Origin of the sequence: Streptomyces sp. NPDC048255 (genome assembly GCF_040652415.1) — a bacterium.
Taxonomy (GTDB): domain Bacteria; phylum Actinomycetota; class Actinomycetes; order Streptomycetales; family Streptomycetaceae; genus Streptomyces.
Genome location: NZ_JBEZMA010000015.1, coordinates 94,207 through 106,980 on the forward strand (window position 1 = coordinate 94,207; position 12,774 = coordinate 106,980).

At 73.5% G+C, this 12,774-nt stretch carries 14 protein-coding genes; 5 read left to right on the forward strand and 9 right to left on the reverse strand.

The annotated features are described in order from the left end of the window. Positions 1-64 precede the first annotated feature (64 nt). The 3 genes from AB0D94_RS15185 (at position 65) to AB0D94_RS15195 (ending at position 3,030) form a co-directional block, all read left to right on the forward strand. Positions 65-1,399 (forward strand): wax ester/triacylglycerol synthase family O-acyltransferase, encoded by a 1,335-nt coding sequence (locus AB0D94_RS15185; RefSeq protein ID WP_362051282.1) that lies wholly within the window; start codon positions 65-67, stop codon positions 1,397-1,399. A gap of 78 nt (positions 1,400-1,477) precedes the next feature. Next, a complete protein-coding gene (locus AB0D94_RS15190; RefSeq protein ID WP_362051284.1) occupies positions 1,478-2,578 on the forward strand; it encodes an NADH:flavin oxidoreductase/NADH oxidase in 1,101 nt (366 codons plus the stop codon). Positions 2,579-2,679: 101 nt separating this feature from the next. Next, positions 2,680-3,030, forward strand: coding sequence for a helix-turn-helix transcriptional regulator (locus AB0D94_RS15195; RefSeq protein ID WP_362051286.1), 351 nt, complete (start codon positions 2,680-2,682; stop codon positions 3,028-3,030). Between the two features lie 102 nt (positions 3,031-3,132). Here the strand turns inward: AB0D94_RS15195 and AB0D94_RS15200 are convergent, their stop codons facing one another. After that, positions 3,133-4,491 carry an FAD-dependent oxidoreductase gene (locus AB0D94_RS15200; protein WP_362051288.1) on the reverse strand — a complete coding sequence of 453 codons (1,359 nt, stop codon included), beginning with the start codon at positions 4,489-4,491 and terminating at the stop codon, positions 3,133-3,135. A gap of 52 nt (positions 4,492-4,543) precedes the next feature. Continuing rightward, positions 4,544-5,227 carry a DUF305 domain-containing protein gene (locus AB0D94_RS15205; protein WP_362051392.1) on the reverse strand — a complete coding sequence of 228 codons (684 nt, stop codon included), beginning with the start codon at positions 5,225-5,227 and terminating at the stop codon, positions 4,544-4,546. 83 nt (positions 5,228-5,310) lie between these two features. On the opposite strand from AB0D94_RS15205, the gene AB0D94_RS15210 reads away from it, so the two are divergent. Continuing rightward, positions 5,311-6,795, forward strand: a complete 1,485-nt coding sequence (locus tag AB0D94_RS15210) for a hypothetical protein (protein ID WP_362051290.1) — start codon at positions 5,311-5,313, stop codon at positions 6,793-6,795. Between the two features lie 75 nt (positions 6,796-6,870). Here AB0D94_RS15210 and AB0D94_RS15215 read toward each other — a convergent pair whose 3' ends face one another. The 5 genes from AB0D94_RS15215 to AB0D94_RS15235 all read right to left on the reverse strand — a co-directional run bounded on the left by AB0D94_RS15215 (position 6,871) and on the right by AB0D94_RS15235 (position 10,494). Beyond that, positions 6,871-7,506 carry a helix-turn-helix domain-containing protein gene (locus tag AB0D94_RS15215; RefSeq protein ID WP_362051292.1) on the reverse strand — a complete coding sequence of 212 codons (636 nt, stop codon included), beginning with the start codon at positions 7,504-7,506 and terminating at the stop codon, positions 6,871-6,873. A gap of 114 nt (positions 7,507-7,620) precedes the next feature. Next, positions 7,621-8,073 (reverse strand): hypothetical protein, encoded by a 453-nt coding sequence (locus tag AB0D94_RS15220; RefSeq protein ID WP_362051294.1) that lies wholly within the window; start codon positions 8,071-8,073, stop codon positions 7,621-7,623. After that, positions 8,070-8,762: a phosphatase PAP2 family protein gene (locus AB0D94_RS15225; protein ID WP_362051296.1), complete on the reverse strand. Its 693-nt coding sequence runs from the start codon at positions 8,760-8,762 to the stop codon at positions 8,070-8,072. Before AB0D94_RS15225 ends, AB0D94_RS15220 begins: the two co-directional genes overlap by 4 nt. A 115-nt stretch (positions 8,763-8,877) precedes the next feature. Continuing rightward, a complete protein-coding gene (locus AB0D94_RS15230; protein ID WP_362051298.1) occupies positions 8,878-9,816 on the reverse strand; it encodes a M56 family metallopeptidase in 939 nt (312 codons plus the stop codon). An 81-nt stretch (positions 9,817-9,897) separates the two neighbouring features. Further along, positions 9,898-10,494 carry a DUF5134 domain-containing protein gene (locus tag AB0D94_RS15235; protein ID WP_362051300.1) on the reverse strand — a complete coding sequence of 199 codons (597 nt, stop codon included), beginning with the start codon at positions 10,492-10,494 and terminating at the stop codon, positions 9,898-9,900. 130 nt (positions 10,495-10,624) lie between these two features. On the opposite strand from AB0D94_RS15235, the gene AB0D94_RS15240 reads away from it, so the two are divergent. Then, a complete protein-coding gene (locus tag AB0D94_RS15240) occupies positions 10,625-11,164 on the forward strand; it encodes a GNAT family N-acetyltransferase (protein WP_362051302.1) in 540 nt (179 codons plus the stop codon). A 9-nt stretch (positions 11,165-11,173) separates the two neighbouring features. Here the strand turns inward: AB0D94_RS15240 and AB0D94_RS15245 are convergent, their stop codons facing one another. Both AB0D94_RS15245 and AB0D94_RS15250 read right to left on the reverse strand, forming a co-directional pair. Continuing rightward, the gene (locus AB0D94_RS15245) at positions 11,174-11,857 is read right to left on the reverse strand and encodes a glycerophosphodiester phosphodiesterase family protein (protein ID WP_362051304.1); all 684 of its coding nucleotides are present in this window, start codon (positions 11,855-11,857) and stop codon (positions 11,174-11,176) included. 181 nt (positions 11,858-12,038) lie between these two features. Continuing rightward, a complete protein-coding gene (locus tag AB0D94_RS15250; protein WP_362051306.1) occupies positions 12,039-12,743 on the reverse strand; it encodes a PadR family transcriptional regulator in 705 nt (234 codons plus the stop codon). Positions 12,744-12,774 lie beyond the last annotated feature (31 nt).

The window sequence follows — 12,774 nt, forward strand, 5'->3', positions numbered from 1 at the left end:
TTGCATGTAGGTGTTCGGAATCGGTTGACTTCACGCCACTACCGCCGCACGCGAGAGGACCTCAGTGGCCACCGAGCACCTGTCCCCGCTCGACCTCGCCTTCTGGCGGATCGAATCCGCCGCCCACCCCATGCACCTCGGCGCCCTCGCCGTCTTCACCGCCGGGGGTCCCGGCGCCGCCGAGCACGCCGCCGAGCTGCTCACCGCCCGCTGCGCCGCCGTGCCGGGCCTGCGCCGCCGGATCCACGACGTGCTGCTGCCCTTCGGCGCGGCCGCCTGGTCGCCCGACCCCGGCTTCGACCCGGCGCGGCACGTGTTCCTCGTACGGACCGGGGCCCACGACCCGCACACCGCGGCCGGGCCGCTGATGGCGCGGCCGCTGGACCGCGAACTGCCGCCGTGGGAGGCGCACGTCCTGGCCGGACCCGACCCGGACTCCTTCGCGGTGCTCTTCAAGTTCCACCACGCCCTCGCCGACGGCCTGGGCGCCCTGGCCCTGGCGGCCGCCCTCTTCGACGAGGGCCCGGCGCTACGGGGCCCCGCGCGGCCGGTGCCCGGGCAGCGGCCCCGCTCCGCCCTGCGCCGCCTCCCCGGAGCCCTGGCGGCCCGGGTCCAGGACATGGGCCAGGCCCTGGAGATCGGCGCGGCCGTGGCCCGCGCCGGGCTGCCGCTCGGGGTTCCCGCGGCCCTCACCACCGACCTCACGAGGGGCCCGGCCGTGCCCGGAACCCGCGCGGTCGCGGGCCTCGCCCTGGACCTGGACGAGGTCAACCTGATCCGCAAGGCCGTCGGCGGCACCGTCAACGACGTGCTGATCGCCCTGGTGGCGGGCGGGCTGCGGCGCTGGCTGGCCGGGCGCGGCGACCCCGAGCCCCGGGGCGCCGGGCCGCGCGCGCTGATCCCGGTGTCCCGCCGCCGGGGCCCGGGGACGTCGGGCGGCGCCGGGAACCGGCTCTCCGGCTACCTGCTCCGGCTGCCGCTCGCCGAGCCCGACCCCTTGCGCCGGCTGGGCTCCGTGCGCAGCGACATGGACCGGAACAAGGACGCGGGGCCCGCCCGCGGCGCCGGGGCCGTCGCCCTGCTCGCCGACCACGTCCACCCGCTCGGACACCGGCTCGGCGGCCCGCTCGTGGCCCAGGCCGCGCGGCTGCTCTTCGACATCCTGGTCACGAGCGTCCCGCTGCCCGGCTTCACCTTCACCCTCGGCGGCAGCCGGGTCCGCGAGGTCTACCCGCTCGCCCCGCTGGCCCGGGGGCAGTCCCTGGCCGTGGCGGTCTCCACGTACAAGGGGACGGTCCACTACGGCCTGGTCGCCGACGCCCGTGCCGTCCCGGACCTGGGGGCCCTGGCGGGGGCGCTGCGCGCCGAGCTCGACGCACTTGTACGAGAGGTCTCGTAGTACGGGAGATTTCGTAGTACGGTGAATCTCGTACTTAGCCGCCGATCCCCGGTGCGCCGGTGACCTCTGGAGACCTTGATGAGTGCTGCCCCCGCCGCCTTCACCGCCCTGTTCGCGCCCTGGACCCTGCGCTCGGTGACGGTCCCGAACCGCGTGTGGATGGCCCCCATGTGCCAGTACAGCGCCGAGCCCTCCGGCCCGGCCGCGGGCGTGGCCCACGACTGGCACTTCGCCCACTACGCCGCCCGCGCCGTCGGCGGCACCGGCCTGATCCTCCAGGAAGCCACCGCCGTCTCGCCGGAGGGCCGGATCTCCCCCTACGACCTCGGCATCTGGAACGACACCCAGGTCGAGGCCCTGCGCCGGATCACCTCCTTCGTCAAGGCCCAGGGGACGGTGCCGGGCATCCAGATCGGCCATGCCGGCCGCAAGGCCGCCACCGACCGCCCCTGGAGGGGCGGGCAGCCGGTCGGGCCCGAGGCGCACGGCTGGCAGACGGTCGCCCCGAGCGCCGTGCCCTTCGGGGAGGGCCACCCGGTCCCGGACGAGCTGACGGTCGAGGAGATCCACGAGATCACCGGCCGGTTCGCGGCCGCCGCCGGGCGGGCCCTGGCCGCGGGCTACGAGGTCATCGAGATCCACGGCGCCCACGGTTACCTCATCGGAGAGTTCCTCTCCCCGTCGAGCAACCGGCGCACCGACGCCTACGGCGGCTCCTTCGAGAACCGGACCCGCTTCGCCCTCGAAGTGGTCGACGCCGTACGGGCGGTGTGGCCGGAGGAACTCCCGCTCTTCTTCCGGATCTCCGCAACCGACTGGCTGGAGGAGGACGGCTGGACCGCCGACGAGACGGTACGGCTGGCCGGTCTGCTGCTGGAGCACGGAGTGGACCTGCTCGACGTCTCGACCGGCGGTCTCGCCCCCGGCGTCACGATCCCGCTCGGCCCCGGCTACCAGGTCCCCTTCGCCGCCCGGGTCAAGGCCGAGACCGAGCTGCCGGTGGCTGCGGTCGGCCTGATCACCGAGCCGGCGCAGGCCGAGAAGATCCTGGCCAACGGCGAGGCCGACGCGGTCCTGCTGGGCCGGGAGCTGCTGCGCGACCCGCACTGGGCCCGCCGCGCGGCCGCCGAACTGGGGGTGCAGCCCCGTACGCCGGACCAGTACCACCGCGCCTGGTGAAACCGGTGCGGCCCGGACCCCCCGGGCCGCACCGCACAGGTCCTACGACGGTTCTCGTACGATGGGGCCCCCGGAGCAAGCCGAGCGAGCGGAGCAGGGACATGACCGAACGGGACACGGCCCGCACCCTCGACCACCCCGAGACGGCCGAGATCCGCCTGGAGGGCGTCCTGCACGCGCTCTCCGACCCCCTCCGGCTCTCCATCGTCCGCGACCTGGACGCCTCCGCCTCGGAACTGGCCTGCTCGTACTTCGACCTGCCCGTCACCAAGTCCACGACCACCCACCACTTCCGCGTCCTGCGCGAAAGCGGGGTCGTCCACCAGACCTACCGCGGCACCACCAAGCTCAACGCCCTGCGCCGCGCAGACCTGGAAACCCTCTTCCCGGGCCTCCTGGACGCCGTCCTCACGGCAGCCGCGTCCGAAGCGACCCGCCTGGGGCGCCAGTAGCTCTCGCGGCTCCCGTGGCCGACGTGTTTCGCGCGCCGGCGTCGCGAACTCCCCGTGGTGGAGCCGGAGGTCTCCAGGGGTCCACCCGAGCCCCCGGCGGCGCTAGCCCGGGCCCGCCGCGTCCAGGAGGCCCGGCCAGTCCGGGATCTTCACCGAGCGGCGGCCCAGGGAGCGGCCCAGGTCCGTCTCGGCCGACTCGATGGCCAGCCAGCCCGGCCACAGCACCGGACGCAGGCCCGCCGCCCGCAGTGCGTCCAGCGGGTCGCCGGGGAGCTCGCGGCGGGCCAGCGCCCCCGCGTCCTGGAGCAGCGAGGAGGCGGTCTCCTTGGCGCAGGGCCGGTTGGTGCCGATCACCCCCGTCGGGCCGCGCTTGATCCAGCCCGCCACGTACTCGCCGACCGAGGCCCGGCCCGCGCGCAGCACCCGGCCCGCCGCGTGCGGGACCGTGCCCTTCGCCGGGTCGAAGGGCAGGCCCGGCAGCGGGACGCCCTTGTACCCCACCGAGCGCAGCACCAGCTGGGCGTCGAGGTCCTCGTACGTGCCCGTGCCGGTGACCCCGCCGAGGCCGTCCGGCAGGGTCCGCTCGAAGCGCACCGCCCTGACCCGGCCGTCGGGTCCGCCCAGCACCTCCACCGGGCGCAGGTAGAACCGCAGCGCGATGCGGCGCTGCCCGTCTCCCGGCCCCTGCTCCGCCCAGCCGCGCAGCACCTCCAGGTTCCGGCGCGCCACCGCGGGCAGCGCCGCCGCTGTGCCCGGGTCGGCGTACGCGGGGTCCAGGGCCAGCTCGGCGGGGTCCACGACGGCGTCCACCGAGGGCAGCGTGCCCAGTTCCCGCAGCTCCTTGGTGGTGAACTTGCCCTGGGACGGGCCGCGTCGGGCGACCATCGCGACCGTGCGCAGGCCGCTGTCGGCGAGCGCGCCCAGCGCGGGCTGCGGCATGTCGGTCGGCGACAGCTCCGGCACGCCGCGCGCCAGGATCCGGGTCACGTCCACGGCCACGTTGCCCGCGCCGATCACCACCGCCGAACCCACCCCGGGCAGGTCGAAGGCCTCGGCCGCGGCATCCGGGTGTCCGCTGTACCAGGACACGAAGGCCGTGGCGGAGTGCACCCCGGCCAGTTCCTCGCCGGGGATGCCCAGCAGCCGGTCCCGCGCCGCCCCCACGCAGTACACCACCGCGTGGTACAGCTCCAGCAGCCGCTCGGTGGGCAGCAGCTCCCCGCCGACCTCGACATGGCCGAGGAAGCGGATCCGCTCGTCCTCCAGCACGGTGCGCAGGCTGCCCTGGAGCGATTTGATCTTCTCGTGGTCGGGGGCGACCCCGTACCGTACGAGGCCGTACGGAGCCGGCAGCCGGTCCAGTACGTCCACCCGTACGCCAGGCACCTCGCGCTGCTGGGTCAGCGTCTGAGCGGCGTACACCCCGCTGGGGCCCGATCCGACGACGGCGATACGAAGCACGGCGGAACTCCTCCCGCAGGTGGTCTCAGCATGACACCAGGTGCCCCGGCCGTCAGCCCATCGCGCGCATCCGGTGGATCTCGGCGCTCTGCGTGGCGACGACCTCGTTGGCCATTTCCTCGACCAGCACGTTGTTCCCGTCGGCCAGCGCCTCGCCCGCCATCTTCAGCGCACCCTCGTGGTGGGCGGTCATCAGCTTCAGGAACAGCCGGTCGAAGTCGCCGCCCCGGGCCTGCGCCAGCTCACCCAGCTGCTGTTCCGTGGCCATGCCCGGCATCGCGCCGTGGTCGTGCCCGCCGGAGCCCGCGGCGGGCGCCGGGTAGCGGGACAACCATCCCTCCATCGCCCCGATTTCGGGCTTCTGCGCTGCCGCGATCCGCTCCGCAAGCCGTTTGACCCCGTCCGCCGAGGCCCGGTCCGGGGCCAGTGCGCTCATGGTCAGGGCCTGCCGGTGGTGCTCGATCATGCCCTGCACGTAGGTGTGGTCGGCCGCGTTGGGGCTGTCGTCGGGCCGCTGCCCGGCGGCCTGTTCGGGGGAGAGGGTACGGGCCTTCTCTCCGGGTCTGCCGGGGGCGATCACCGAGGCCTGCCCGTCCTGCGCCGCGGTCTTCGCGTCGCTCCGGCCCTCCTCCTGGCAGCCGGTGAGGGCGAGCAGGAGGCCGGCGGCCACGGCCGCCCCGGCGAATCGGCCGAGCCGTGCCCGTAAGGCCTTGCGGCCCCGGAGGTCTTTTGCCATGTCCATGGAAAGACGATACTGCCGGGGTCCTGGTTCCGTTCCCACGACGAACGGAACCGATCGGACTCCCATGGGAGGGCACAGTGACCTCGTTGCACACCACAAGAGTGCGGAACAGGAGTCTGGGAGCGGCCGTCGCCGCGGCCGGCCTGCTCGCCGCGCTCCTCGCGGCCGGACCCGCGGCCGCCTCCCCGGACCCGGGCGACTTGACGCCCGGGACCGGCAGCCAGCAGAGCGGCGGCCTCCCCGAGGGCCGGGAACTCGCGCCCGGAGACATCCCCGGCCAGGACGAGATCGTCCACAGCCGCAACATCAAACCCCTGGCCAACATCCCCAGCACCTTCCCCGGAATCACCAATTCCGACCTGGCCTTCCAGGGGAAGTACGCCTACGCGGGCAGCTACGACGGCTTCACGATCTACGACATCGGCAATCCGAAGGCGCCGAAGACCGTCAGCCAGGTGCTCTGCCCCGGCGGCCAGAACGACATATCCGTCCACGGCGACCTGCTCTTCCTCTCCACGGACTCCTCGCGCAGCGACGACTCCTGCAACAGCGTCTCGCAGCCCGCGACGGAGAAGTCCTCGTGGGAGGGCATCAAGATCTTCGACATCAAGGACAAGAAGAACCCCAAGTACATCAAGTCCGTCGAGACGGCCTGCGGTTCGCACACCCACACGCTGCTGAACGGCGATCGGGACATCTACCTCTACGTCGCCTCCTACTCGCCGAACGAGGCCTTCCCGGACTGCCGGCCGCCGCACGACGGCATCTCGGTCGTGAAGGTCCCGAAGAAGAAGCCGACCCAGGCCGCGGTCGTCGCCTTCCCGATCCTCTTCCCGGACGGCGGCAACCCGGGCGGACCGGTCAACCCGGGCGTCTCGAAGACCACCGGCTGCCACGACATCACCGTGCTGCCGTCCCAGAACCTGGCCGCCGGCGCCTGCATGGGTGACGGCATCCTCTTCGACATCAGCAAACCCGAGCAGCCGAGGGTCATCGACCGGGTGCAGGACAACGTGAACTTCGCGTTCTGGCACTCGGCCACCTTCAACGAGCGGGCGAACAAGGTGGTGTTCACCGACGAACTCGGCGGCGGTGGCGGCGCCACCTGCAACGAGGCCACCGGGCCCAACCGCGGCGCCGACGGGATCTACGACGTCACCGGCCGCGGCGACCAGCGCAAGCTCGTCTTCCGCAGCTACTTCAAGATCCCGCGCCACCAGGCCGACACCGAGAACTGCGTGGCCCACAACGGCTCGCTGATCCCGGTCGGCGGCGGCCGCGACATCATGGTCCAGGCCTGGTACCAGGGCGGCGTCTCGGTCTGGGACTTCACCGACTCCGCCAGCCCCAAGGAGATCGGCTACTTCGAGCGCGGCCCGCTCACCACGGACAAGCTCGGACTCGGCGGGTCCTGGTCGGCGTACTACTACAACGGGCACATCTACTCGAACGACATCGCCAAGGGCCTCGACGTGCTGAGGCTGGACGACTGGCGCACCGACAGCGCCAAGTGGGTGTGGATGGACCGGCTCAACGTGCAGACCCAGCCCGACTACCGATAGTTCCTGCAACCCCTGTGGTTCGTCGGTTCCCTGTGGTCCCTGACCCGGCTCCAGCGGGGCAGGCGGCTCCCGGGGTCAGAGCTGAATCGTTCCGCCGGGCGGCCCGCAGCCGTCCGGCGGGGCGCCGAGCTCCCAGTCCAGCCCGTAGCGCTGGAACAGTTCGGCCCGCAGCCGGGCCCGCGGCATCGGCGCCCCCGGCAGCAGCACGGCCACCACCGCCCCCATCAGCAGCGCCCGCAGCAACGGGTAGTCGGTGTCCACGTCCTGCGAGCCGTACCGGGTGACGGTGTGGCGCAGCAGCTCCGCCAGCCGCTGCTGCTCCGGGCACTGCACGAAGCCCTCCGCCGTGAGGATGCCCGCCATGTGCGTCCGCATCAGCAGCGGGTGGTCCCGCGTCAGCCCGAGGATCGAGTCGATGGCCCGGGCGAGCAGCTCGCGGCCCTCGGATTCGCCGGTGGGCCGCGGCTCGCGCTCCAGCGCTTCCTGGAGGGTCAGGTGCATCAGCCGGTGCACCGCCGATTGCAACAACTGCCGTTTGCCCGGGAAGTAGTACGAGATCAGGCCGCGCGCCGCGCCCGCCCGGTCGGCGATGTCGCCGAGGGTCGTGGCCTCGTAGCCGCGCTCGGCGACGAGCTCGACCGTGGCCTGGAGCAGCCGCTCCCGGGAACGTCTGCGCAATTCTTCATTGACCGATGCGCTGCGCGGGGACATGCTTACTCCTGCGTTGACTGGCTCGGAGCCAATATACTCAGCGCACGGGGTCGCCTGCTCTGGGTGACACGGGGGATCGCCCAGAGCAGGCACACCACATCGCGCCGTTCGGACTCAGGGACGGCCGTCGGGCAGGACGAAGTGGGCGCCGTTTCCCGCGCTGTCGACGTGGACGACGTGACGGCCCACCCGGACCGTCTGGGTCCCTCCGGCACGCCACGAGCCCTCCGGCGCGCCTTCGCCGGTGCCCCCGTCGGCCGCGCTGTCGTCGTCGGTGCCGTCGAGCGGAGTCCAGACCTCCATGAAGGTGCTGCCGTCAGGATTCTCGCCGGTCTCGATCAGGTCGGCGCCCTCGCGGCGCAGCGTTCCCACGTCATGGCCGGGACTGCCGACCTCGTGGCGGAAGGTGACCTGTCGGCCGTCGTAGACGGTGGTTCCGGCGAACCCGCGGCTGTCGGCGTAGTACTCGCCGCTCTGGACCCACACGACGTGCCTCGTCTCGTGCAGCGGGCCACCGTCACGGCTGATTCCGGCGCGCAACCAGGCGCCGGGGATGGGTGCGTTCATGACCCGAGCCTGACACGTACGCGGTCCCGGCCTTCGCGGGCCCCCCAGGTCGTCGCGCACACCACCACGACCACGCCCAGCAGCCAGCCCGCGAGCACGTCGGAGGGCCAGTGCACGCCGAGGTAGACGCGGGTGAAGCCGACGCCGAGCGCCGACACCACGGCCAGGGACCACGCCGCCCAAGCCGTCCACACCGGCCACGCCCTCCGCTCCTGCCCCGCTGGGCGCTCCGGCGGCCTGCGCGGGAGCAGCCACAGCAGCATGCCGCACACCACCGTCGCCGTCATGGCGTGGCCGGAGGGATAGGCCGCGTACTGAGCCGAGTCCACCGGATCCGTCCACACCGGGCGCTCCCGCCCCACCAGTGCCTTCAGCCCCTGCTGCACCGCCGAGGCGATCACCGTGGCCAGCGCCACCCGCACCGCCCGCCCACGGTCTCCGCGCCACCACAGCCAGACACAGGCCACGACGGCCAGGACCCGCATGGTCCAGGGGTCCCACACCCAGTCGCTGAGCACGCCCATGAGCTGCGTGACCCCCGGGTGGAGGACGGCGTAGCCGTGCAGGTCCTCGGTCACCCGGTCGTCGTACGAGAGCAGCGGCCGCCACTGCGCCAGCACCAGCGCGGTCAGCACGGCCACCAGCAGCGCGCAGCCGGCGCCCGTCCACCGAAGTCGTTCGTTCCGCATCGGCTGATCCTCGCAGCAGCGGGCCCCCTGGGGCCGGGCGGGCGCGCCAGCGGCCACGCGCTACCTATGCGGGTTCGTCAAAGTCCCGTCCGCAGGCGGGACTTTGACGACCTGCCTACGCCAGGGCGCTCAGACCCGGTACGAAGGCCACCAGCAGCGGGACCGCCGGGACCAGCGTGGCCAGCGCCGTCAGCCGCAGCCGCCGGACCGCCGAGAGCCGGGGCGCGGCCGACAGGAGCCGCCGCACCCGGAGCGTGACGTGCGCGTGCGGGGCGGGGCCGGGCCCGAACACCCCGCGGTCCTCGTTCAGTCCGACCAGGGCCAGCGCGACCGTCAGTCGGCCGAACCGCCGCGAGGCCACGTCGTCGGCGGCCATCTCGACGAGGCGGTGCATCTCGGCCTCGAACGCGGCGAAGACCGGCACCCGCGGGAAGCCCCCGGCCAGGGCCCGCGCGCAGTTCAGCAGCCAGTCGTGGCGGGCCGCGGCGTGTCCCTGCTCGTGGGCCAGTACGGCGTCCAGCTGGCTCCCCTTGAGCCGGCCCAGTGCGGCCGTCGTGACCACCAGCTGCGGGGCCGTCCCGGGCAGCCACCAGGCGTCCGGCCGCGCCCCCTCCAGTACGACGAGCCGCGCCGCGGCCGGGTCCTCCCCGGGCATCAGCGGGGCCCGGACCAGCAGCTCGGTGCCCTGCGCCCGCCGGCGCGCCCGCGCCCGCAGCACCTCCGCGGTCAGCTTCGCGCCCGTCCACAGGGCGCCGCCCGCCAGGAGCAGCGCGGTGGCAGCGGCCCACGGCCCGCCGGCGGCGCCCAGCCCGTAGGCGTCGACCACCCCGTGCGGGGCGACGGCGAAGAGCCCGTCCCGGACCGCCAGCCATGCGGCCGCCGCGCTGAGCAGCATCGACAGGCCGAGGCACAGGAGCACGGCGCCGACGACGCACTGCCACACCCACAGGGCGACGACGGGTTCACGCTCGGGCCAGTCGGCCCGGGCCAGCAGACGGGGGGCCAGCACCGCGGTCAGGGCGCCGAGCAGCAGGAGAACGGCGGGGACCATCATGTCCGCCAGCCTATGAGCGCGGGGCTACCTGCGGGTATGGCCTTGGGGGATTGGTGACGCAGGACACGTCCGCGGGCGCCTTCACAGGGTGAGCAGCATGGCCAACATCCCTATCCCCATGGCCAGTCGGCAGGCCCGGGTCAGCTCGGCGGACTTCAGGGGCGCGTCACTCGCGTCCGGGCCGGTGAGCGGCCGGGTGCCACCGCCCGCCGCCACCAGCCGGGCCCCGCCCAGCAGGACGTACCCGGCGAAGTAGAGCAGCAGCGCGCCGGTGAGGAGCGGCAGTCCGGCGCCGTGCCCGCCTCCGGTTCCGTACCCGGTGGCGGTCGTGGGGGCCGCCGCGGCCGGCACCGTCATCGTCAGCGCCATGTAGGCCATCGCCAGCGAACCGACGAGGTGGTGCGCGTGGTGCACCCCCTCGCGCAGCAGCCACAGGGCGTGCAGCGCCGCCCCGCAGAAGACGGCCAGCAGGACCGGGGACCCCCACGCGCCGAGTCCCGTGGGCGCGGCCATCACGGCCATGCCGAAGCCCATCAGCGCCTCGCCGGCCGCCGCGCCGCGCCCGCCCCGGCCGGCTCTGCCCGCCCGCACCAGGCAGTAGCCGCCGCTCGCCGCGCACAGCAGGACCAGCAGCCAGGCGGAGACGGAGGCGGGAAGGGACGTGGCGGGACCGTGCACGGCGGAACCTCCCGGTTCGTCGGCGTCACGGGAAGCAATGCCCGCCCGCGGGGGTCCGCACGCCGCTCCGGGTTAGGCTCTCCTTGCCGTACCAGGCATGTCATATGCCACCGCGCAGAACGGAGCCCGCATGTCGACCCCCAGCCCCGCCCCCCTGAGCTTCCGCAGTGCCGTGGAGGCGGACGTACCGGAGCTGGTGGCCCTGGTCGAGTCGGCGTACCGAGGGGATGCCAGCCGCGCGGGATGGACCACGGAGGCGGACTACCTGGAGGGCCGGCGTACGGACGAGGCCGGGGTCCGCCAGATCGTCGACGCCCCGGACAGCACCCTGCTCGTCGTCGAGCGGGCTGGTGCACTCGTCGCCTGCTGCCAGCTCGAACACCGCGGCGACCACGTCTACTTCGGGATGTTCGCCGTCCGCCCCGGACTCCAGGGCGGCGGCCTCGGCAAGGAGATACTGGCCGAGGCCGAGCGCCGCGCGGCCGAGGTCTGGGGCGCCGAGGAGATGCGGATGACGGTGGTGAACGTACGGGAGGAGCTCATCGCCTACTACGTGCGCCGCGGCTACCGGCGCACCGGCGAGCTGAGCCCCTTCCCGTACGGCGACGAGCGCTTCGGGGTACCGCTCCGTCCCGACCTGGCCTTCGAGCTCCTCGTCAAGTCGCTCTGAAACGCGCCGTCACGCCGTGAAGCGGCCCGTGCTGCGGATCTCGGGGAAGTCGGTGGCCGCACCGTCCAGTCCGAGGGCCCGCGCGAGCCGCAGCTGATCCAGGGTGTTGACCGTCCAGCCGGTCACCCGGATCCCGGCGGCGTGCGCCGCCTCCACGGTCTCCAGGGTGAGCTGCCGGATGTCCAGCGCGATCGTGGCGGCCCCGGCGGCCAGCGCCCGGTCCACGACCTCGGGGCCGTGCGTGGTGCAGTACAGGGTGGTCCGCAGGCCCGGCACCAGCCGGGCCGCCTCGGCGAGCACCGCTTCGTCCGCGGAGGCCACCTCCACCCGCGCGGTCAGGTCGCGGCGCAGGACGAGCTCCGCGAGCACCCCGGCGGCGGCGCGGTCCGCCACCCACACCTGCAAGGGGGTCCGGACCGCGTCCAGCACCTCCTCGAAGAGCGGCACGTGCTCGCCCTGACCGGCGTCGAGCTCGCGCAGGGCGGCCAGGGTCAGATCGGCGACGGCCCCCGAGCCGTCGGTGGTCCGGTCCACCTCGGGGTCGTGCAGGACGACGAGGGTGCCGTCCTTGCTCAGCTGGAGATCCAGTGCGATGACGTCCATGCCGGAGCGTTCCGCGCGGACGAACGACCGCAGGGTGTTCTCCGGTTCGACACCCATGACCCCGCGGTGACCGATGGTGAGGAAAGTCAAGGTTCTCTCGCTTCCGTCGACGGCGGCTCTCCGCGCGGTCGCGATGTCCCGACCGGCCGCGCGCGATGAGGACGCATGCTAGTGCGCCACGGGTGCGATGGGACCGCCCGTGCAGTGCCCTCGGAGGGCCGTACGGCCGCATCCCGCCAGGGCCCGGAGCCCGCCCGACGGTCCTGCCGCGTCACCCGGGGGTGGGCGCGTCACCGCCGGCTTGACGGACGGAGTTCCCGGCACCGGGCGTGACCCCTGCTCCGGCCTCCGGTCCGGCCTCCACGTTGGCCTCCGGTCCCGTCTCCGGTCCGGCCTCCGCCGGTCCCGGGAGGTCCGCCAGGTCCGCCAGCAGGGCCTGCGCCAGCTCCAGTTCGGCCAGGTGCTGCCGTTCGCTCCAGCGCAGGGCGAGGACCGGGAAAGCCCATTCCGTCACGTCGCCCGCCTGCGCCATCGCCTCCCGTACGGCGGCCAGCTCGACCCGGGCCCGCTCCAGGTGCTCGCCGACCATCGCCCGCAGCCGCTCCGGGTCGGCCAGGTGTCCCAGCCAGATCCGCAGCAGCAGCCCGTGCTTGAGGACCGGGGGCCCGGCCTCGGAGACGTCCGCGGCCCAGCCGGACAGGGCCGCGCGGCCCGCGCCGGTGATGGCGTACCGCCGCTTGGCCCGCGCCTCCTCCGGTCCCGAGCGCGCGGAGGCGGCGTACCCGAGCTCCTCCAGACGGCGCAGTTCCGCGTAGATCTGGCTGATCGCCGGTGACCAGTAGAAGAAGCGGAGCGAGGAGTCCGCCCACTTCTTCAGTTCGTAACCGGTCCGCTCCCCGGGGAAGGAGAGCAGACCGAGAACGGCCCACGCGGTCGGCGGCAGCTCTTGCTTCTTTAGCTTCTGACTACTAGTCATATTCCTAATTGAAGTAAGCCGGGGCTCAGGA

What these genes read in the sequence shown, in the direction of transcription:
- AB0D94_RS15195 (WP_362051286.1), top strand. Translation starts at nt 2,680, where the DNA reads ATGACCGAACGGGACACGGCCCGCACCCTCGACCACCCCGAGACGGCC.
- AB0D94_RS15205 (WP_362051392.1), bottom strand. Translation starts at nt 5,227, where the DNA reads ATGGCAAAAGACCTCCGGGGCCGCAAGGCCTTACGGGCACGGCTCGGC.
- AB0D94_RS15250 (WP_362051306.1), bottom strand. Translation starts at nt 12,743, where the DNA reads ATGACTAGTAGTCAGAAGCTAAAGAAGCAAGAGCTGCCGCCGACCGCG.
- AB0D94_RS15240 (WP_362051302.1), top strand. Translation starts at nt 10,625, where the DNA reads ATGTCGACCCCCAGCCCCGCCCCCCTGAGCTTCCGCAGTGCCGTGGAG.
- AB0D94_RS15220 (WP_362051294.1), bottom strand. Translation starts at nt 8,073, where the DNA reads ATGAACGCACCCATCCCCGGCGCCTGGTTGCGCGCCGGAATCAGCCGT.
- AB0D94_RS15230 (WP_362051298.1), bottom strand. Translation starts at nt 9,816, where the DNA reads ATGATGGTCCCCGCCGTTCTCCTGCTGCTCGGCGCCCTGACCGCGGTG.
- AB0D94_RS15190 (WP_362051284.1), top strand. Translation starts at nt 1,478, where the DNA reads ATGAGTGCTGCCCCCGCCGCCTTCACCGCCCTGTTCGCGCCCTGGACC.
- AB0D94_RS15225 (WP_362051296.1), bottom strand. Translation starts at nt 8,762, where the DNA reads ATGCGGAACGAACGACTTCGGTGGACGGGCGCCGGCTGCGCGCTGCTG.
- AB0D94_RS15215 (WP_362051292.1), bottom strand. Translation starts at nt 7,506, where the DNA reads ATGTCCCCGCGCAGCGCATCGGTCAATGAAGAATTGCGCAGACGTTCC.